The sequence below is a fragment of the Nocardia aobensis NBRC 100429 genome (assembly GCF_000308375.1).
Lineage (GTDB): Bacteria > Actinomycetota > Actinomycetes > Mycobacteriales > Mycobacteriaceae > Nocardia > Nocardia aobensis.
Genome location: NZ_BAFQ01000207.1, coordinates 20,235 through 40,015 on the forward strand (window position 1 = coordinate 20,235; position 19,781 = coordinate 40,015).

The window sequence follows — 19,781 nt, forward strand, 5'->3', positions numbered from 1 at the left end:
ACTCGGAGCGCTGGTCACCCCTGTCGCAGCGGCTCCGGTGCCGTCGGCGACTGCGACGGTTCCGCCGCCCTGTCCGCGTCGTCGTATCCGCCTCGGAACAGCAGCAGCGGCGTGGCCAGCAACAACACGCCCGCCACGGCGAGTGCGGTGCGGGGGCCCGTGAGTTGGGCCAGCACGCCCCAGAGCGCGGTGAGTATCGCGGTGGTGGCCTTACCGGTGATCGACCACGCGGTCAGCACGCGTGCGACCGATCCCGATTCGGTGTGCCGCAGGCGGGAGGTGGCCATCACCGGGTTGAAGATTCCGATGCTCGCGATGAGGCCGGCCTCGACGACGATCACCAGCATCAGGCCCCCGAGCCCCGCGGTGATACCCGCCAATCCGATCGGCCAGCAGGCCCGCAGACTGCCCGCGACCAGGAGGATCCGGCGTTCCCCGTACCGCCGAACCAGTCGGGGCGACAGCCGGGAGCCGAGCAGGCCCGCCAGGCAGGGGATTCCGAACGCCAGCCCGTACTGCCAGGCGGGAAAACCGAGGCTGCCGAGCATCAGCACGGCCACGACCGGCGCGGTCGCCATGATCAGCCCGTTCACCGCGACCGAGTTGAGGAACAGCGGTCGCAGCACCGGATGGGTGAGCAGATAGCGCCAGCCCGCGAACAGATCGGCGGCGCGGGTGCGCGCGACCCTCCCGCGATCCGGCTGCGGTTCGCCGGCGCGGATCGAGCCGAGCGCCGCGGCGGACAGCAGATAACTGCACGCGTCCGCGAGGACGGTCGTGACCGGGCCGAACAGCCCGATCGCGGTGCCGCCCAGCGGCGGTCCCAATGCGGTCGCGGTCCACGTGGTCGATTCGAATGTGCCGTTGGCGACGAGCAGATCCTCTTGCGGGACAATATTTTTCAGGTAGGCGCCGCTCGCCGCGCGGAAGGCGATATCGGCCGCCGCCATCACGACGGAGACGATCAGCAGTTGCGCGTAACCGAGCACGCCGCACGCGAAGGCGACCGGAATACTCAGCATGGCAGCGAACCGCAGCAGATCCGTCGCGACCATCACCGGACGCTTCGGGCGGTACTCGACCCAGGGACCGAGCGGGACGGCGAGCACCACGCCGACCGCCAATCCGGCGGCGGCCAAGGCGGAGACCGCACCCGGTTCGGCATGCAGCACGCGTATCGCGATCAGCGGTAGGGCATCCAGGGCCAGGCAGGTGCCGAAGGTGCTCACCGCGTAGGCGGTCCAGAGCCGGGTGAACGAGGTGCCCAGCGAACGATTCGTCATCGAGGTGATCGAAGCAATCGGTCCGGGCGCCGCGCAAACAACCGACACGCACTTCGCCACAACCGCCGGTTGTATCGCGGTGGCACGGATCGGCGGCTGTGACCACGACGTTCCTGCCCATCGGGATCTTCGGTGACGCGTGGGCGCCGAACGCTTACCGTGAGCACAGACGAGTGCTGGGAGTGTGCGGTGACGGACTGGAACGAAGAAGTCGATGTACTGGTCGCGGGTTCGGGTGGCGGTTTGGCCGGCGCCTATACCGCGGCGCGGGAAGGACTTTCGGTGGCCGTGGTGGAGGCGACCGAGAAATTCGGCGGCACCACCTCGTATTCCGGCGGCGGCGGAGTGTGGTTTCCGTGCAATCCGGTGCTGCAACGGGCCGGGGTGGACGACACCTTCGAGGACGCGCTCACCTATTTCCGCGCGGTCGTGGGCGATCGGACGCCGGCCGACCTGCAGGAGACCTATATCCACAACGGCGCCCGGGTGATCGAATACCTGGAGAGCGACGACAGTTTCGAATTCCAGATGTTCCCGTGGCCGGATTATTTCGGGGCGGCGCCCAAGGCTCGCACCGACGGTAAGCGGCATATCGTTCCCGCACCGCTGCCCGCCGCGACTCTCGGGGACCTCGCCACCGCCGTGCGCGGCCCGCTGGGCACCGACCGGCTGGGCGAGCCGCAGCCGAAATATCTGATCGGCGGCCGCGCCCTGGTCGGGCGGTTCCTGCTGGCGCTGTCGAAGTTTCCCGACGTCTCGTTGCAGCTGAACACTCCCCTCGTCGAACTGGTCACCGAGGACGGCGCGGTGGTCGGCGCGATCGTGGAACGCGAGGGCACGCGGGTCGCGATCCGGGCCCGCAAGGGAGTTCTGCTGGCGGCCGGCGGTTTCGAAGGCAACGACGACCTGCGCCGGCGCTTCGGCGTCCCCGGCGAGGCTCGCGACACCATGGGGCCCTGGGGAAATCAGGGCAAGGCGCACGAGGCCGGGATGGCGGTCGGCGCCGATACCGATCTGATGGATCAGGCGTGGTGGTCGCCGGGAATGATCCATCCCGACGGCCGTGCGGCCTTCGCGCTGTGGTTCACCGGGGGCATTTTCGTCGACGGGGCGGGGCAGCGTTTCGTCAACGAATCCGCGCCCTACGACCGGCTGGGCCGCGACATCATCACGCGCCTGGACGAGGGTGCGATGACGCTCCCGTTCTGGATGATCTACGACGACAGTGCCGGCCCGGTACCACCGGTGCAGGCCAGCAACGTCCCGATGGTCGACCACGAGGAGTACGTGCGCGCGGGGCTGCGGCACAGTGCGGCGACCCTGGACGAACTCGCCGAGAAGATCGGCATTCCGGCGCAGGCGCTGGTCGAGACCGTGGACCGGTTCAACGCCTTCGCCGACCGCGGCGTCGACGAGGATTTCGGCCGCGGCGACGAGGCCTACGACCGCGCCTTCTCGGAGGGCAAATCACCGCTGGTGCCGATTCGGAAGGGACCTTTCCACGCCGCGGCCTTCGGCATCTCCGATCTGGGCACCAAGGGCGGACTGCGCACCGATACGGCCGCGCGGGTGCTGAACGAATCCGGCACGCCGATTCCCGGGCTGTACGCCGCGGGCAACACGATGGCCGCGGTGAGCGGGACCGTCTATCCCGGCGGCGGCAATCCGATCGGAGCGTCGGTGCTGTTCAGCCATCTGGCCGCGCTGGATATGGCCGGACGCTGACCGTCAGTCTCCGCTGGTTGCGGGGCGGGCCCGCACATGGGCGCGCTCGCCCTGTTTGCCGAAGAGACTGAGGAATTCGACGGACCGTTCGTCGGCCGGGCCGAACCAGTGCGGGACCCGGGTGTCGAATTCGGCCGCCTCACCGGGAGACAGCACCAGGTCGTGTTCGCCGAGGATCAGGCGGAGGCGGCCGTTGAGGACGTACAGCCACTCGTAGCCCTCGTGGGTCTGCGGATCGGGTTCACCGCGGCGGTTCTCGGGGTGGATCACCATCTTGTAGGCCTGAATGCCGCCCGCGCGCCGGGTCAGCGGCAGCATGGTCATACCGTGCCGGGTGATCGGCCGCAGATGGATGCGCGGATCGCCGGTGGGTGGGGCGTCGACGAGTTCGTCGAGGGTGACGCCGTGCGCGCGGGCCAGCGGCAGCAGCAGTTCGAGGGTCGGCTTGCGGGCACCCGATTCCAGCCGGGACAGGGTGCTCACCGAGATGCCGGTCGTCGCGGACAGATCGGCGAGCGTGGTCTGGCGTTGGTGTCGCAGCGCGCGCAGCCGTGGGCCCACGGCGTCGAGCGCGCGGTCCAGGTGGTCGTCCATGACCCCAGTTTGCCATTTCAGCAACGATGTTTGCCAGATTTCCGGTCTGTCGGGCACGGTGGACGCCAGGAGGTGGTCATGGTGACCGATGAGCTGAACAGCGACTACGACGTGGTGATCGTCGGCGGTGGGGCGGCCGGGTTGAACGGCGCGTTGATGCTGGCGCGGGCCCGCCGATCGGTGGCGGTGGTCGATGCCGGCGCGCCCCGCAACGCCCCGGCCGACGGGGTGCACGGACTGCTCGGCCGGGAGGGGATGCCGCCGGCGGAACTGCTCGCCCGCGGCCGCACCGAGGTGCGCGGCTACGGCGGGCACATCGTGTCGGGTGAGATCACCGGCGCGATCCGCGAGGACGGCGAATTCCTGCTCGAACTCGCCGACGGGCGGACCGTGCGAGCGCGCCGGCTGCTGGTGACCACCGGATTGGTCGACGAGATCCCGGATGTCGCGGGCCTGCGGGAACGCTGGGGTCGCGATGTCGTGCACTGTCCGTACTGCCACGGCTGGGAGGTGCGCGACCGCGGGATCGGCGTGATCGCCAACGGTCCGATGTCGGTTCACGGTGCGCTGCTGTTCCGGCAGTGGACCGATGATGTCGTCCTGTTCACCCACACCATGGACGCCCCCGGCGCCGAAGCGGCGGAGAGGCTCGCCGCGCGCGGCATCGCGGTCGTCACCGGGGAGGTGGCGGCACTGGAGATCGCCGGCGACCACATCACCGGCGTGCGGCTCGCCGACGGGACGGTGGTGGCGCGCGAGGTGATCACCGTCGGCCCGCGCATGGTCGCGCGGAGCGAGATCCTTCGCAAACTCGGACTCGAGCCCGTCGAACATCCTTCGGGCGCAGGCGAATACATTCCGACGGACGCGATGGGCCGCACCGACGTCGCGGGCGTATGGGCGGCGGGCAATGTCACCGACCTGAGCGCGCAGGTGGGTGCGGCGGCCGCCGCGGGTGCGTTCGCGGCCGCGCAGATCAATGCCGACCTGGTGGAGGAGGAGACGCGCCGGGCCGTGGAGCGCCACCGGCGCGGATTCTCCGCCGACGATGAGAGCGCCCTGACCGAGCGCGTGCTCGGCGATCGGCGGCACGGCCTGTGAACTCGCGCCCCGGCGAAGGAGTCGACATGAACGGCAGTAACACGAACGGCACTGACACGAACGGCACTGACACGACGGGCGGGCACGCACATCACGAGCACAGCTCCGGCGGACGTGAATTCGACCGGCGCTATTGGGAACAGCGCTACCACGGTGCCGGTTCGGCCTCCGCGAGCGAACCCAATCCCCACCTCACCGGCGAACTCGCCGACCTGCCGCCCGGCACGGCCCTGGACGCCGGCTGCGGTGAGGGGGCGGAGGCGATCTGGCTGGCCGAACGCGGCTGGCACGTCACCGCCGTCGACATCGCGGCGGCGGCCGTCGCGCGCGGGCGGGTGAAGGCCGATCGGGCCGGTCACGAGATCGCCGACCGGATCGATTGGCACGCAGCGGATCTGACGGAGTGGGACGCGGGCATCGACCGCTTCGACCTGGTCTGCGCGTGCTACGTACATCCGGCCGATTCGAACGACGCCCTGTTCGAGCGTCTGGCCGCCGCGGTGGCACCGGGCGGCACGCTGTTCATCGTCGGCCACGCCCCCGGTGACCACGAGTCGGCCGCGCACACCTCCGCTGCCCATGTGCACGTCACCGCCGAACAGATCGCCGCTGGATTGGCGCCGGATCGCTGGGATATCCGGTTGGTCGCGACCCGGACGCGGTCCGTCGTTCGTTCGAGCGGCGAGTCGATCACGCTGCAGGACAGCGTGTTCCGCGCTCGGAAGCGTTGAGTGACGCCGAATCAGCGGCGCTCGTGGAGCAGGAGCAGACCGTAGGCGGCGATGGTCTGCGAGTCGGTGATTTCGCCGGTGCGGATCATCCGTTCGACGATGTCGCGGTCGAACCACCGCGAGCGCATGTCCTGTTCCTCGGGTTCGCGGTCGGGTTCGCCCGCGGTGAGGCCGGTCGCCAGATAGGCGTGGCCGCGCTGGGCGAGTGTGGCCGGGGCGGCGTCGAGGATGCCGAGGTGGGTCAGGTCGGCGGCACGCAGGCCGGTCTCCTCGCGCAGTTCCCGGCGGGCGATCTCCACCGGGTCGCCGGTCTCGCCGCCCGGTAGCGCACCCGCGGGGAACTCCCAACACCGTTGTCCCAGTGGATATCTGAACTGTTCGACCAGATGCAGCCGATCGCCCTCCAGCGGTACCACCACGGCGAATTCGGCGCGGTGCACCACGCCGTAGATGCCGGTGGAGCCGTCGGCGCGGCGAATACTGTCCTCGCGGACCTCGATCCAGGGATTGCTATACACGATGCGGGAGGTGAGCGTCCTCATCCGTCCGCCTCCCGGTGCTGCGTCGAGGTGGCCATGCCGCGACCCTACGCGCCGAAACCACGCGCCGGCCGGGGATCAGCGCCGGTAGGCTGCCGGAGTGAGTGCGAATTCCGATGCGGTGGCGGCGGCGTACGACGAGGTGGCGGAGCTCTATACCGGCCTCTTCCGGGATGCGATGGTGAACGCACCGATCGATCGGGCGATGCTGGGATTGTTCGCGGAGTTGGTGCGGGCCGAGGACCGCGGTCCGGTGGCGGATCTGGGATGTGGGCCGGGCCGGATCACCGGGCATCTGGATGCGTTGGGACTGAACACCTTCGGCCTCGACGCGTCGGCGGAGATGATCCGGATGGCCCGCGAGGTTCATCCGCACCTGCGATTCGAGCACCGGTCGATGGAGAAGCTGGATGTCGCCGACGGCGGCCTCGGCGCAATCGTGGCCTGGTACAGCATCATTCATATGCCGCCGGAGCAATTGCCGGATCTGTTCGCGGAATTCGCGCGGGCGCTGGCCGCGGACGGCTATCTGATGCTGGCGTTTCAGGCCGCCGACGACGGCGCCGACCGGCAACCCTACGACCACAAGGTGGCGCCGGTGGTGCGGTGGTCGCCCGAGAAACTGGCGGAGATGTTGCGGCCGCACGGGTTCGTCCCGGTGGTCCGGACGGTGCGCCCGCCGGAGCCCGACGAGCGGTGTCCGCACGGATATCTGCTGGTTCGTAAGTCCGCGACACCCGGCGGATCGGACGCGGGTCACGCGGATTCGTGATATCCAGGGCTGATGCGCGACTCCTATGACGTCGTCATCGTCGGCGGCGGGCACAACGGGCTGGTGGCCGCGGCGTATCTGGCGCGCGCCGGACTGTCGGTGCTGGTGCTCGAGTGGCAGGACCACACCGGTGGCGCGGCGGTATCGGAACGGGTGTTCGCCGGCGTCGATGCGCGCCTGTCGCGCTATTCGTATCTGGTGAGCCTGCTTCCCGACCGGATCGTCCGGGATCTGGAACTGCGGTTCCGAACCCGCGAGCGGCGGATCTCGTCGTACACGCCGGTCGGCGACACCGGACTGCTCATCGATACCGCCGATGCCGGACGAACTCGCGAGAGCTTCCGCCGGGTCACCGGATCCGATGCGGATTTCGCAGCGTGGCAACAGTTCTACGCGACGACCGCGCGAGCCGCGCAGAAGATCTTCCCCACGATGCTGCGGCCGCTGCCCACCCGTGCCGAACTGCGGCGGGCGCTCGATGATCCGGATACCTGGGAGATGCTGTTCGAGCGGCCGCTCGGCGAAACCGTCGAGGCGCGATTCCGCGACGACACGGTGCGCGGAGTGGTCTTCACCGATGCGCTGATCGGCACGTTCACGCACGCGCACGATCCGGAGCTGCGGCAGAATCGCTGCTTCCTCTACCACGTGATCGGCAACGGGACCGGCGAGTGGAACGTTCCGGTCGGCGGGATGGGCGCGCTCACCGATGCCCTCGCCGATACGGCCCGGCGGGCAGGCGCGCACCTGCGCACCTCGTGCACGGTGACCGGTATCGACACCGACGGCGACACAGCACAGGTGCGGTTCGAGACGCCGGACGAATCCGCTCTGGCGGACGCCCGCCACGTCCTGGTCAACGCGGCGCCGGCAACCCTCGCCCGGCTGATGGGCGAGCCGGTCGACGCGATGCCCGAGGGCAGTCAGTTCAAGGTGAACATGCTGCTGCGCCGGCTTCCCCGCCTGCGCACCGATATCGATCCGCGCGAGGCGTTTTCGGGCACGTTCCATATCGCGGAGGGATACGGCCGGCTCGAACGGGCATATCGCGAGGCGGCCGCCGGGCGCTTCCCGAGCGCCCCGCCGTCGGAGATCTACTGCCATACGTTGACGGACCCGTCGATTCTGAGTTCCGACGCCGCTGAACGCGGCCTGCATACGCTGACCCTGTTCGGTTTGCACACTCCGGCAAACCTTTTCGAGCGCGGATCTCGCGACGAACTGCTCGCGTCGACACTGCGTGAGCTGGATTCCGTACTGGCCGAGCCGATTTGCGGCTGTCTCGCCGCTGATGCGAACGGCGACCCGTGTATCGAAGCCCGAACGCCGCTGGAACTGGAAGCCGAACTAGGCCTGCCGCGCGGCCATATCTTCCACGGCGACCTGGATTTTCCGTATCGCACCGACGACGATGCCTCACCCGCCGCTCGCTGGGGCGTCCGCACGGGCCATCGCAACATCTTCCTGTGCGGCGCCGGCGCGGTCCGCGGCGGTGGAGTGAGCGGGATCGGCGGCCACAACGCGGCCATGGCGGTTCTGGAGATCACGGGCCGCACCACCCCGATCTCGGACTAGCGTTATCGCCCGGCGGACAGGAGGACCGCATGCGCACCCATCGCATCATCACCAATCTTCGAGTGGCCGATATCGAGGCCGCCCGCGGCTTCTACACCGATTTCCTCGGTCTGAGCACCGAGGAATTCAACATGGGCTGGGTGGCCCGATACACCTCGCCGGACAGCGGCGCCAACATCCAGCTCGTCACCCAGGACGCGGCCGCGCCCGCCGACTCCGTCGCATCGGTGCTGGTCGACGACGTCGACGCGGCCTATGCGGAGGCGCGGCGGCTCGGCTACGAGATCGTCCATCCGCTGACCACCGAACCGTGGGGAGTTCGCCGGTTCCTGGTTCGCGCTCCGGACGGCAACGTGCTGAATATCGTCCGCCACCGCGAGTGAACCGCGAACCGGTCAGCCGAAGCTCGGTCGCACCACCGAATTGGCGGTGACCCGGTAGGTGGTCAGGACGACGCCGTTGTCGAGCACCTCGGAGTCGGCGAGGGCGAGGGTGGCTTCGGGCTCGACGGCCTCGAACAGCCGCAGCCCGCTGCCCAGGAGGACGGGGTAGACGACCAGGCGGTACTCGTCGACCAGTTCGTGTTCGCGCAGGTACTTCACCAGCGAGGCGCTGCCGAAGACGAGCAGGTTCTGCTCGGTCCGCAGTTTCGCGATGCCGGCGGCGAGATCGCCCTCGATGCGCTGAGCGTTCCACTCCAGATCGCGCAGCGAATCGGTCGCCACATACTTGGGCATGCTGTTCATCTTGTCCTTGTACGCACCCTCCTCCGGGTGGTCCGGCCAGGACGCGGCGAACATCTGATACGTGGTGCGACCCAGCAGCAAGGCGTCGACCGCCTCCAGCTCACCGGATTTGTAGTTCGCGATGCCGTCGCACCAGAACGGTGCGGTCCACAGTGGATCCTGGATGAATCCGTCCAGCGAAACGAATTCGGCGACAACGATCTTCCCCATGATTGACCTGCTCCTCTGCAACCTGTCACCGGCCCGGTCGGCCGATGCGTTCGAACCATGAAGACTCCGACGATCAACGCTAACTAATCGGTGCGGAGAAATCCGCGAATCAGCTCACCGTCGGGAGCCGAGTGCGGGGTTCGGTCAGCCATTGCAGCCAGTGCGGGCCGATCATCGCGGCCAGCTGCTCGTAGCCCGGCGCGCCGGGATGGTAGCCGTCGCCGTCGCGCAGTTCCCGCATCCAGATGTCGTTGTGGCGCAGCGGTTGGTGAACGCGAAGGTACTGAACGTGTTCGCGGGCGCACATGTCGGTGAATCGATCATCCAATTCGATTGTGCGCGTGTTCTGTTCGTCGTCGATACAGGGCGGCGGCGCGACCACCAGGACGGTCCATTCGAGTTCTGCGCAGCGGCGCAGCATGCGGCGGAGATTGGCCGCGGACTCCTCGGCCGGCACCCGGATCGCCTCGTTCTCCCAGAGCGTGTCGTTGACGCCGAAGGAGAAGACGACTCGCGCGTCGACCTCGCCGGATAATCGCTGCCCGCATTCGGCTTCCCAGCGGGCGGCGATATCGGAGGAGGTCTGGCGTCGCACCCCGAGGTTGTAATAGGTCAGCGGTATTCCGGCCGCTGTCGCGCGGCCGGCGAGGCGGCCGGCCCAGCCGAGACATTGCGGATCTCCCAGTCCCGCAACCAGAGAATCCCCCACGAAACAGACCCGAACGTCGCGCACCACCGGGTGATGGTTGCACAAACCGGGACGAACTCGGCGCGGTACCGGGAAGGCAATAAGATCGGCGGGGTAGTCCGGGAGGGAGCTTGTATGTTGTCCGAGGCGCCGTTGCCGCGCTGGTTCATCGATCTGCTGGCACATCGGCGATGGATTCGCCGCACCCGCCCCTTCCCCCACGTCTACGTTCGTGACGTCTTCGTCGCCGAGTTCTATCAGCGGCTCGCGGCCGAATTCGACCGGGTGCGCACCGAGCGCCCGGATCTGTTCGCTCCCGTCGCCGCGGGATACGGCGCCTCGGGGGCGAGCCTGACCCGGATGCGCAACGGCCCGCTCGAGGTCTTCCTGTCGCGCGCCTGGCACGACCTGATCGAACGGGTCGCGGGCGTCTCGGCCAGCGGCGATGTGGAGGGCTCGCTGCACCATCATCCGCCGGGGAGTCCGCACGGCTGGCCGCACCACGACCTCACCCCGGCCTGGTTCCCGGGGGTGGAACCGGGTCCGGAGGCGGTCGGTCTGCCGGCCGACGATATCGATCTGAAGTCCGGTGCCCGGCCCGCCGGGGTGCCTGCCCGCGAGATGGTGCGCGCGGTCGCGGTGCTCTTCTATCTCGGCAACGGCGAATGGCAGCCGGGCGACGGCGGCGAGACGGGACTGTTCGCCGATGTCGGCACCGCGGACGCGGCGCCGACGGTGGTGGTTCCGCCCCTGGACAATTCGATGGTCGTGTTCGAATGCACGCCGCGGTCCTGGCACACCTTCCTCGGCGCGAACACCGCGGCCCGCAACAGTGTGGTGATGTGGTTGCATCGGCCGAAGGAGCAGGCGGCCGGCCGCTGGGGAGGGGATCGCATTGTCAACTGGTGACGCCCGCCGAGTGTGCCTGCTCACCGGCGCGGGTGGGCGTTTGGGCGACGCGTTCTGCCGCGCGTACTACCGGAACTACGACATCGTGGCGGTCTGCCGCAATCGGGTTCCGGCCGCGCCCTCGCAGGAGGAATGGTTCATCGATCCGCTGGAGCCGTGGCAGCCGGTTCCGGAGAACGACTCCCGCATCTTCGTCGTACGCGCCGATCTGACCCGCGAGGGCGAGGCCGAGCGCGTGGTGGATCTGGCACTGGCGAAGTTCGGCGCGGTCGATCTGCTGGTCAACAATGCGGCGCATCTGGATCTACAGCCGAACGGGCTGGTCGACGGCGACACCGCCTTGAACGCGCTCGCGCCGCAGTTCGCGATGAACGTCGAGGTGCCGCTGCGACTGGCGACGCGGCTCGCGCAACGCTGCTGGTTGCATCGCGGGGACGAGAATCGGGTGCGTAATCGCAATATCGTCAACGTCTCGAGCTTGTCCGGTTCCCGGGTCTATTCCGGCGGACAGGCCGTCTACTCCGCGACCAAGGCCGCGCTCGACCATCTGACCAGGCATATCGCCGCGGAATTCGCCGAATTCGGGGTCCGCGCGAATGCCGTCGCCCCCAATTCCTTTCCCGCGCTGGTGCCGACCGAACTGGTCGCGGCCGCGATCGCCGAACTCGATACCGGCACCATGACCGGTGGCGTCTTCAGCGTCGGCGACACCGACGCACCCGAACCCGTCCCGGTCAGTCCGGGACTGCCCGGGTGACGCTGCGCCCTGCCGGTCCGCGAAGACCCGGGCCCTCGCGCGGTGGTCCCGGCGCGAGCGAGCGGAGATCCGGACGCGGAGCATCCGCCCGAGTCCGATCGGCTCGTGTGGAGTACGCGCACGCCCACCTGCGCGAACCCGGGGAACGGCGTGTTGCCGACGGGCGCTCGGAGAGCCTCCTGCATACTCACACCCGAGCCGACCCTGGGACCGACGCAGCTCCCTCGATCCGAAAGTTTCGATACGACATGCGAGTAGACGGGCGGGAGATCCCCGTCTCCGGCAGTCTGCTGCAGCCGCGGATCAGGCGGACCAGCGACATCATTCGCGTGGTGCTGTCCGCCCTGCTGGTGGCGGTGGTGGTCGCCGGATCGCTCGTCACCCGGCCGCGCTGGGAGGCCCTGGAGCGATCGGTCTCCGATATCGTCGGCTTCCTCACGCCGGAACAGTCCAACCTGGTCTACCTGCTCTACGGCATCGCGATTCTGGCCTTGCCCTTCGCGATCCTGGTCCGACTGATCTTCCGGATGCAGTGGAAACTGCTCAGCGGCTACGTGGCGGCGGGTCTGATCGCGGTGCTGGCGCTGTCGATCACCGAATCCGGGATCTCGGCGCCGCAGTGGCATCTGGCGGTGCCACGTCAGCTCGACACCTTCCTGTCGCAATTTCTCGACGATCCGCGCTGGATCGCGATGCTGGCCGCCGGCTTGACCGTGGCCAGCCCGTGGCTGCCGGTCTCGTGGCGGCGCTTGTGGTGGGCGTTGCTGATCGCGTTCGTGCCGCTGCATCTGTTCGTCAGTCTGGTGGTGCCCTCGCGGGCGATGTTCGGGCTGGTCGTGGGCTGGTTCGTCGGCGCGGTGATCGTGCTGGTCGTCGGCACTCCCGCGTTGGAGGTGCCGCTCGAGGCCGCCGTGCGGGTACTGGCCGGACGCGGATACACCGTCACCGGCTTCACCGTGCTGCGTCCGGCCGGCCCGGGACCACTGCTGCTGAGCGCCGACACCGGACCGCATCGCCAGCTGGTCGTGGAGATGTACGGACAGAATCAGCGCAGCTGGGGAATGTTGCGGCAGGTACGGCGCTGGCTGACCTTCCGCAGCAGTGAACGCGCCCCCGCCTTCGCCTCGATGCGCCGCGCGGTCGAACACCGCGCACTGATGGGTATCGCGCTCGGCGACCTGGGCCTGGCCAGCAACAAACCGCTGACAGTGGCCGCCCTGAGCCGCGGCTGGACCTTGTACGCGCACACCGCGCCCCGGGGCCGGCAGCTGGCCGCCACCGACAGCGAGGTGGTGCTGACCAACGTCTGGCGGTCGCTGCAGAACATGCATCGGGCCCAGATCACCCACGGCGATCTGCGGGTCGAGGAAATCCGCATCGCCGAGGGACGGGTGCTGTTCGGTGGCTTCATGGCGGCGGAATTCGGCGCCTTCGACTCCCGCTTCTCCGCCGATATCGCGCAGTTGCTGCTCACCACGAGCTCGCTGTTCGGGGCGCAAACCGTGGTGGCGACCGCCATTCACGTGCTGGGGGAACAGGCGGTGCTCGACGCGTCCCGACGGCTCACCAAGAACGGGATCGGCGCGCAGGTCCGCAAATCGGTGCCCGACAGCGGCGAACTGATGAAAACCGTCCGCGCTCAGGTACTTCAGCAGACCGGTAAGGATCGGATCGAGGCCGCGCGGATCACCCGGTACTCGCGCAACCAGATCGTGCAGCTGGTGCTGCTCATCGCGCTGGTGTACGTGGCCTACCCGTTCATCAGCCAGGTGCCGACCTTCTTCACCGAACTGCGCACCGCGAACTGGTGGTGGGCGCTGCTGGGGCTGACGATTTCGGCCGCCACCTACGTAGGCGCGGCGATGGCGCTGTGGGGATGCGCCGGGACGTCGGTGAACTTCCGCAAGCTGCTCGGTATGCAGGTCGCCAACACCTTCGCCGCGACCACCACACCCGCCGGGGTCGGCGGGCTGGCGCTGAGTGTGCGATTCCTGCAGAAGAGCGGTTTGGGCACGGTGAAGGCAACCGCCGCGGTGGCGCTGAACCAGGCGGTGCAGGTGATCACACACGTGGCGCTGCTGATCATCTTCAGTGTGGCGGCCGGTGTCTCGGCGAACCTGGAACATTTCGTGCCGAGTGCGACCGTGCTGTACCTGCTGGCCGGTGGTCTGCTGGGTGCGGTCGGCGCGGCCATGTTCGTCCCGACGGTGCGGCGCTGGCTGCGCAACGAGGTGCGGCCGCAGCTGGCGGAGGTAGTCGCGGAACTGCGGACGCTGGCACGTGAACCGAGACGGCTGCTGATGATCGTCGGCGGCTGCGCGACCACCACGCTCGGCGCGGCGGGCGCGCTATGGGCCGCCATCGAAGCCTTCGGCGGCGCAACGACATTCGTGACCGTGACGGTCGTGACGATGATCGGCGGCACGCTGGCCTCGGCCGCGCCCACACCCGGCGGCGTGGGCGCGGTGGAGGCGGCGCTGATCGGCGGTCTGGCCGCCTTCGGTGTGCCCGCCGCGATCGGCGTGCCGGCGGTGCTGCTCTACCGCGTACTGACCTGCTGGTTGCCGGTCTTCTGCGGCTGGCCGCTGATGAACTGGCTCACCAAGCACGACATGATCTGAGCCGCAGGCCGTTTCGGCGGGAATGCCGAAGGTCAGCCCGCGTAGTCCTTACGCAGTTGCACCTTCACGACCTTGCCGCTGGCGTTGCGCGGTAGCTCCGGCACGATCACCAGATCCTTCGGATGCTTGTATCGCGCGAGGTTGTCGTTGAGGAACGGGGTCAGTTCCTCGAGGGTCAGCGTTTCGCCGTCGAGCAGCGCGACGACGGCCACCGGCACCTCACCCCACTTCTCGTGGGCCCGGCCGACCACCGCGGCCTCGTGGATCTTCGGATGCGCGAACAGCACGTTCTCCACCTCGGCACAGTAGATGTTCTCGCCGCCGGAGATGATCATGTCCTTCTTGCGGTCGACCACCCAGACGAAGCCCTCCTCGTCCTGGCGAACCAGGTCGCCGGAGTGGAACCAGCCGCCGGCGAAGGCTTCCGCGGTCGCCTCGGGCTTGTTCCAGTAGCCCTGCATCATGGTCGGCCCGCGGTAGACGATCTCGCCGATCTCGCCCGGAGCGACGTCGTTCATCTCCTCGTCGACGACGCGGCTCTGGATGGTCGGGATCGGCTTGCCGACCGAGCCGAGTTTGCGCAGCGCGTCCTTACCCTCGAGCACGCAGGTGATCGGCGACATCTCGGTCTGGCCGAAGACGGCGACGTTCTGCGCGTTCGGGAAGCATTCGGCCATCGCCCGCAGCACGGTCTCCGACGCCGGCGCCGCACCCCAGCTCAGCGTCTCCAACGCGAGCTTGCGCTCCTTGACCGTCGGGTCCTCACAGATCAGCTGCCACTGGGCGGGGACACAGAACGCGGTGGTGGCCTGTTCGGCCTCGATGGCGTCGAGGAATTCGGAGGCGTTGAACGCGCCCAGCGGATGCAGGACGGTCGTGGAGCCGAGCAGGAACGCCGGGGCGAGCGCGCCCAGTCCGGCGATGTGGAACAGCGGCGAGGTGCAGAAGCCGATGCTGTCGGGGGTCGAGTTCATCGCCCGAATGCAGGTCAGCGCCTGGGCATTCAGATTGGCGTAGGACAGGATCGCGCCCTTGGGGCTGCCGGTGGTGCCCGAGGTGTACATGATCAACGCCGGAGTGTCCTCCGGAATATCCTGCGGCACATGGGGTTCGCCGGTTTCGGCGAGGAAGTCGTCGTAGCCGATGACACCCTCGCCGGTGGTGCCGCCGATGACGACGCAGGTGCGCAGCGTCTCGCTCTGCGCCATCACACCGGTGGCCAGCGGCTGCAGCAGCGAGTCGGTGACGATCGCCGCGGCGCCCGAATCGGCCACGATATAGGCGACCTCGGGCGGGGTGAGCCGGAAGTTCACCGGTACCGCGATCGCGCCCAGCGCGTTGATGCCGAACACGGCCTCCAGGTACTCGGTGTAGTTGAGCGCCAGGATCAGCACCCGGTCGCCGAAGCCGACACCGCGCCGAGCCAGGGCATCGGCGAATCTCAGTGACCGCTCGTGCAGCTGTTTCCAGGTGGTGTCCTGCCCGCGGAACCGGATCGCCACGGCGTCCGGGCGCATCAGCGCATGCGTGGCGATCTGATTGTTCCAGTGGTTGCGACGCGACCGGATCGGTTCGTCGGTCTGGACACCGGTGGTCATGCAGGAACTCCTCTCGGCCCGTCGGAGTTCGCCACCGAACGGCCCGGCGGCGTCGACGGCTGAACCAACAGCGAGAATAGCAACTAACTTTTTGCCGTGACAAGGGTTACATACGAGAATCCCGGTTCACAGAAGGTTCGCCACACTGCGCCGTCTCATAGCGATAACCTGGGATTTTATCTGAGTGCATGGTGACGTCAGTTCCACGGCCTTCGAGGCGGTCGGGGCAAACTGCCACTCACATCCTGTTGTCTCCGATGCGGTCGCCATGCCAGTATCGACCCATCCGGGCAGGCCCGGCTCGCACACGGCCGGGCACCCGAGGGGCGGCAGTCTGTGCACACACCGGCATCGAGTCGTGCCGGAGATGCCGGGCGCGCCGCACCGAGTCGTACCGCGGCCAGGAGGACAACCAGATGTTGCGCACCAGATTCACCGAGATGTTCGGTATCGAACACCCGATCGTGCAGGGCGGCATGATGCACGTCGGCCGCGCCGAACTCGTGGCGGCGGTCGCCAACGCCGGAGGCCTCGGCTTCATCACCGCGCTGACCCAGCCGACCCCCGACGATCTGCGGCGCGAGATCGAGCGCACCCGGCAACTCACCGACAAGCCGTTCGGCGTCAACGTCACCATCCTGCCGTCGATCAATCCGCCGCCGTACCAGGAATACGTCCAGGCGATCATCGAGTCGGGCGTGAAGATCGTGGAGACCGCCGGCAGCAACCCGGAGCCGTTCCTGCCGTACTACAAGGAAGCCGGAATCAAGGTGCTGCACAAGTGCACCAGCGTCCGGCACGCGCTCAAGGCGCAGAAGATCGGCGTCGACGGCGTGAGCATCGACGGTTTCGAATGCGCCGGACACCCGGGTGAGGACGACGTGCCCGGCCTGATCCTGATCCCCGCCGCCACCAAGGCGCTCGAGATCCCGGTCATCGCGTCGGGTGGTTTCGCCGATGCCCGCGGCCTGGTCGCCGCGCTGGCGCTGGGCGCCGACGGCATCAACATGGGCACCCGCTTCCTGTGCACCGAGGAGTCCCCGGTACATCGGAAGGTCAAAGAGCAGATCGTCGCCCACACCGAGCGGGACACGCAGCTCATCTTCCGCACCATGAACAACACCGCCCGGGTGGCCGCCAACGAGATCAGCCGCAAGGTGGTCGAAATCGAGGCCGCCGGAGGCAAATTCGAGGATGTGCGCGATCTGGTCGCCGGCGCGCGCGGCCGCCGCGTCTTCGACGAGGGTGACCTGGACGCCGGCATCTGGTCGGCCGGGCAGGTGCAGGGCCTGATCGACGACATCCCCACCTGCGCCGAACTGATCTCGCGCATCGTGGACGAGGCCGAGGCGCTGATCAACTCGCGGCTGGGCTCACTGGTCGTCTGATTCCGGCATACGGCGCGAGCCGCGACCGCCACGGTCGCGGCTCGTTTCCATCACTCTCGTCCCTGTGGCCTCAGCTGTCTCGACCTCTTCACCGGGCCCCGACTTGTCGGCATAATCGCTGGGGAACCTGCACTATACGGGGAGGAATTGGCGGTGGGGCAGCGGGAGCGGATCGACACCATGGCGGACGCGGCAGTCGCGGCGATCGCGCACATGCTGGACGCCGATCCCGAATCCGTTTCGACCACACTGCCTTTCACCGATCTGGGATTTTCCTCCGCGCAGCTCGCCCGCCTCACCGGTGTGCTGGAAGACGCGCTGGGCGTGGAGATCTCGCTCACCGACCTCTACGACAACCCGGATATCGAGCGGCTCGTCGACCATCTCGAGGGCCGATGACACCCGCCACCCCACCGATATCGATCATCGGTATCGGATGCCGAGTGCCGGGAGCCTCCGGCGTGAACGACTTGTGGCGCTTGCTGATCGAGAGCCGCAGCGGCGTCGGCGACCCACCGCCGGATCGCGACGGCGCGGGCCGGGGCGGCTATCTGGATTCGATCGCGGAATTCGACAACGAGCGCTTCTCGATCTCCGATCGGGAAGCGGCACTGATGGATCCGCAACAGCGCCTGGCGCTGGAAGTCGCGGTCGAGGCGGTCGACGATGCCGGAATCGGCTATCGGCTGGGCGGATCGAACACCGCGGTTCTGTTCGGCGCCTGCGGTTTCGACCACGGAGCGGTCGTCCTCGGCAACGGCGGGCAGGACGCGCCCTACGCGGTGACGGGATCGGCGCTCAGCATCATCGCCAATCGGATCTCCTATGCGCTGGATCTGCACGGACCGAGTGTGGTGCTCGACAGCGCGTGTTCGTCCTCGCTCGCCGCGGTGGACCTCGCGCTGCGGCTGCTGGCCGACGAGGCGGTGCCGTACGCCATCGTCGGCGGCGTGAATCTCGCACTGTTGCCACATACTTCGCAGTATCTGGAACAGGGCGGCTTCCTGGCGCCGGACGGGCGGTGCAAACCGTTCGACGCGGCCGCCGACGGATACGTGCGCGGTGACGGTGCCACGGTGCTGGTGCTGCAGCGCACCGCCGACGCCCAGCGTGAGGGCAACCGCCGCTATGCCGAGATCGCTGGTGCCGCAGTGGGTTCGGACGGACGTTCGAACGGGCTGTATGCGCCGAACGGACGCGCGCAACAACAGGTGATCCGGACGGCGTGGGCACGCGCGGGCCTGGACGTGCGCTCCGCCGGGTATTTCGAATGTCACGGCACCGGAACACCGGTCGGCGATGCGGTGGAGATCGAGGCGCTGGCCGCCGTTCTCGACGCGCCGAGCGGTGCGGTGAAACCGTATGTCGGATCGATCAAATCGAATATCGGCCATCTCGAGGCGGCTGCCGGGGTGACCGGGCTGGCCAAGGTGGCGCTGTGCCTGCACCACGGAACCATCGTCCCCACCATCAATTTCCAGCGCGAGAATCCGCTGCTGCGGTTGGCCGAACGCGGCCTCCGGGTGCCGGGCGAAGTGGTCGGCTGGGCCGCGGACTCCGGCGATCGGCGTTGCGCGGGAGTCAGCTCGTTCGGATTCGGCGGAACCAATGCGCATGTGGTCGTGCGGGAGGCGGAGCCTGGACCGGTCCGCGAGGTGCGGCCTCCGGTGCTCATCGGACTCACCGGTCGCGACGCGGACGAACTGCGCGAGACCGCGGGCCGGCTGGCGAGCGCCGGCGAGCTGTCACCGTCCCGCTTGGCCGCAGCCGGACGCGCACTGCCCCAGCCGATTCGGGCCGCGATCGTCGCGGACGAGGCCGACGATGCCGCCGACGCACTGCGCGCGCTGGCGAGCGGTTCCCCCTCGCCGGCCCTGCTCGGAGTCGGTGGCCGCCGGCGTGGGCGCGTGCTGTTCCTGTTCTCCGGACAGGGCGGTCAGCATCCGCGAATGGGGCGCGAACTGGCGGCCCGGTATCCCGAATTCGTCCAGGCGGTGGCCGAAGCGGCGGACGCGGTGGCGGATGCGGGCGGGCCACGAGTGTGGACGGCTCGGCACGGCTTCGCCGACAGCCTCGGCGCCACCGAGACGGTGCAACCGGCGCTGTTCGTCTACCAGGTGGCGCTGGCCCGATTGCTCGCGACATGGGGAATCGAACCGGATGCGGTGGCGGGGCACAGCCTGGGGGAAATCGCGGCCGCCGTGGTCGCGGGAGCGTTGTCCCTCGACGATGCCGCACATCTGGTCACCGTGCGCTCGCGGGCGCTGGGCCGGCTGGCCGGGCAGGGCATGACGGCGATGCTCGAGGCGACACCGGACCAGGCGCGGCGGCTGGTCGAGCCACTGCGTGCGGAGGTCGCCGTCGCGGCGGTGAACGGCCCCCGGACGGTGGTGGTCTCCGGCACCACGCGGTACATGGAGACGCTGCTGCGGCGAGCGCGGCGGCGCCAGTACTACGTGCGGCCGGTGCCGGTGGATTTCGCGGCGCACAGCCCGCAGGTTCGCGCGCTGGCCGGCGAATTCACCACCGCGCTCCGGGCGCCGC

At 68.5% G+C, this 19,781-nt stretch carries 18 protein-coding genes; 12 read left to right on the forward strand and 6 right to left on the reverse strand.

What is annotated here, in order from left to right; translation table 11 throughout:
* Nucleotides 1-14: 14 nt before the first annotated feature.
* Nucleotides 15-1,283: an MFS transporter gene (locus tag RJ03_RS26755; RefSeq protein ID WP_036507169.1), complete on the reverse strand. Its 1,269-nt coding sequence runs from the start codon at nt 1,281-1,283 to the stop codon at nt 15-17.
* 189 nt (nt 1,284-1,472) lie between these two features.
* Here RJ03_RS26755 and RJ03_RS26760 point away from each other — a divergent pair, with 189 nt between their 5' ends.
* Nucleotides 1,473-3,008, forward strand: a complete 1,536-nt coding sequence (locus RJ03_RS26760; protein ID WP_036507172.1) for an FAD-binding protein — start codon at nt 1,473-1,475, stop codon at nt 3,006-3,008.
* Nucleotides 3,009-3,011: 3 nt separating this feature from the next.
* Here RJ03_RS26760 and RJ03_RS26765 read toward each other — a convergent pair whose 3' ends face one another.
* Nucleotides 3,012-3,602, reverse strand: coding sequence for a helix-turn-helix domain-containing protein (locus RJ03_RS26765; RefSeq protein ID WP_036507174.1), 591 nt, complete (start codon nt 3,600-3,602; stop codon nt 3,012-3,014).
* 78 nt (nt 3,603-3,680) lie between these two features.
* Here RJ03_RS26765 and RJ03_RS26770 point away from each other — a divergent pair, with 78 nt between their 5' ends.
* A complete protein-coding gene (locus tag RJ03_RS26770) occupies nt 3,681-4,703 on the forward strand; it encodes an NAD(P)/FAD-dependent oxidoreductase (protein ID WP_036507216.1) in 1,023 nt (340 codons plus the stop codon).
* 26 nt (nt 4,704-4,729) lie between these two features.
* Nucleotides 4,730-5,434, forward strand: a complete 705-nt coding sequence (locus RJ03_RS26775; protein WP_083871356.1) for a class I SAM-dependent methyltransferase — start codon at nt 4,730-4,732, stop codon at nt 5,432-5,434.
* An 11-nt stretch (nt 5,435-5,445) separates the two neighbouring features.
* Here the strand turns inward: RJ03_RS26775 and RJ03_RS26780 are convergent, their stop codons facing one another.
* The gene (locus RJ03_RS26780) at nt 5,446-5,976 is read right to left on the reverse strand and encodes an NUDIX domain-containing protein (RefSeq protein ID WP_036507176.1); all 531 of its coding nucleotides are present in this window, start codon (nt 5,974-5,976) and stop codon (nt 5,446-5,448) included.
* A gap of 97 nt (nt 5,977-6,073) precedes the next feature.
* On the opposite strand from RJ03_RS26780, the gene RJ03_RS26785 reads away from it, so the two are divergent.
* Genes RJ03_RS26785 through RJ03_RS26795 form a run of 3 tightly spaced genes read left to right on the forward strand, consistent with a single transcriptional unit; the run spans nt 6,074 to nt 8,703 of the window.
* Nucleotides 6,074-6,745: a class I SAM-dependent DNA methyltransferase gene (locus RJ03_RS26785; RefSeq protein WP_036507179.1), complete on the forward strand. Its 672-nt coding sequence runs from the start codon at nt 6,074-6,076 to the stop codon at nt 6,743-6,745.
* A gap of 12 nt (nt 6,746-6,757) precedes the next feature.
* On the forward strand, nt 6,758-8,320 hold the full coding sequence (locus RJ03_RS26790; protein ID WP_036507182.1) for a phytoene desaturase family protein: 1,563 nt from the start codon (nt 6,758-6,760) through the stop codon (nt 8,318-8,320).
* A gap of 29 nt (nt 8,321-8,349) precedes the next feature.
* Nucleotides 8,350-8,703 (forward strand): glyoxalase superfamily protein, encoded by a 354-nt coding sequence (locus RJ03_RS26795; RefSeq protein ID WP_036507186.1) that lies wholly within the window; start codon nt 8,350-8,352, stop codon nt 8,701-8,703.
* A 12-nt stretch (nt 8,704-8,715) separates the two neighbouring features.
* Here RJ03_RS26795 and RJ03_RS26800 read toward each other — a convergent pair whose 3' ends face one another.
* Entirely contained in the window at nt 8,716-9,276 is a 561-nt protein-coding gene (locus RJ03_RS26800; RefSeq protein ID WP_036507187.1) for a dihydrofolate reductase family protein, read from the reverse strand.
* A 109-nt stretch (nt 9,277-9,385) separates the two neighbouring features.
* Nucleotides 9,386-9,985 carry a GDSL-type esterase/lipase family protein gene (locus RJ03_RS26805; RefSeq protein ID WP_245552393.1) on the reverse strand — a complete coding sequence of 200 codons (600 nt, stop codon included), beginning with the start codon at nt 9,983-9,985 and terminating at the stop codon, nt 9,386-9,388.
* 114 nt (nt 9,986-10,099) lie between these two features.
* On the opposite strand from RJ03_RS26805, the gene RJ03_RS26810 reads away from it, so the two are divergent.
* The 3 genes from RJ03_RS26810 (at nt 10,100) to RJ03_RS26820 (ending at nt 14,251) form a co-directional block, all read left to right on the forward strand.
* Nucleotides 10,100-10,873: a 2OG-Fe(II) oxygenase family protein gene (locus RJ03_RS26810; RefSeq protein ID WP_036507193.1), complete on the forward strand. Its 774-nt coding sequence runs from the start codon at nt 10,100-10,102 to the stop codon at nt 10,871-10,873.
* Nucleotides 10,860-11,630 (forward strand): SDR family NAD(P)-dependent oxidoreductase, encoded by a 771-nt coding sequence (locus RJ03_RS26815; protein ID WP_245552394.1) that lies wholly within the window; start codon nt 10,860-10,862, stop codon nt 11,628-11,630. Before RJ03_RS26810 ends, RJ03_RS26815 begins: the two co-directional genes overlap by 14 nt.
* 248 nt (nt 11,631-11,878) lie before the next feature.
* Entirely contained in the window at nt 11,879-14,251 is a 2,373-nt protein-coding gene (locus RJ03_RS26820; RefSeq protein ID WP_036507196.1) for a lysylphosphatidylglycerol synthase transmembrane domain-containing protein, read from the forward strand.
* Nucleotides 14,252-14,283: 32 nt separating this feature from the next.
* On the opposite strand, the gene fadD5 is transcribed toward RJ03_RS26820, so the two are convergent.
* Nucleotides 14,284-15,849: a fatty-acid--CoA ligase FadD5 gene (gene fadD5 / locus RJ03_RS26825; protein WP_036507198.1), complete on the reverse strand. Its 1,566-nt coding sequence runs from the start codon at nt 15,847-15,849 to the stop codon at nt 14,284-14,286.
* 416 nt (nt 15,850-16,265) lie between these two features.
* Here fadD5 and RJ03_RS26830 point away from each other — a divergent pair, with 416 nt between their 5' ends.
* The 3 genes from RJ03_RS26830 to RJ03_RS26840 all read left to right on the forward strand — a co-directional run.
* Nucleotides 16,266-17,237, forward strand: a complete 972-nt coding sequence (locus tag RJ03_RS26830) for an NAD(P)H-dependent flavin oxidoreductase (protein ID WP_036507200.1) — start codon at nt 16,266-16,268, stop codon at nt 17,235-17,237.
* Between the two features lie 153 nt (nt 17,238-17,390).
* Nucleotides 17,391-17,636, forward strand: coding sequence for an acyl carrier protein (locus RJ03_RS26835; protein ID WP_232329219.1), 246 nt, complete (start codon nt 17,391-17,393; stop codon nt 17,634-17,636).
* Between the two features lie 62 nt (nt 17,637-17,698).
* The coding region (locus RJ03_RS26840) for a type I polyketide synthase (protein ID WP_245552395.1) at nt 17,699-19,781 on the forward strand (2,083 nt) is incomplete at its 3' end.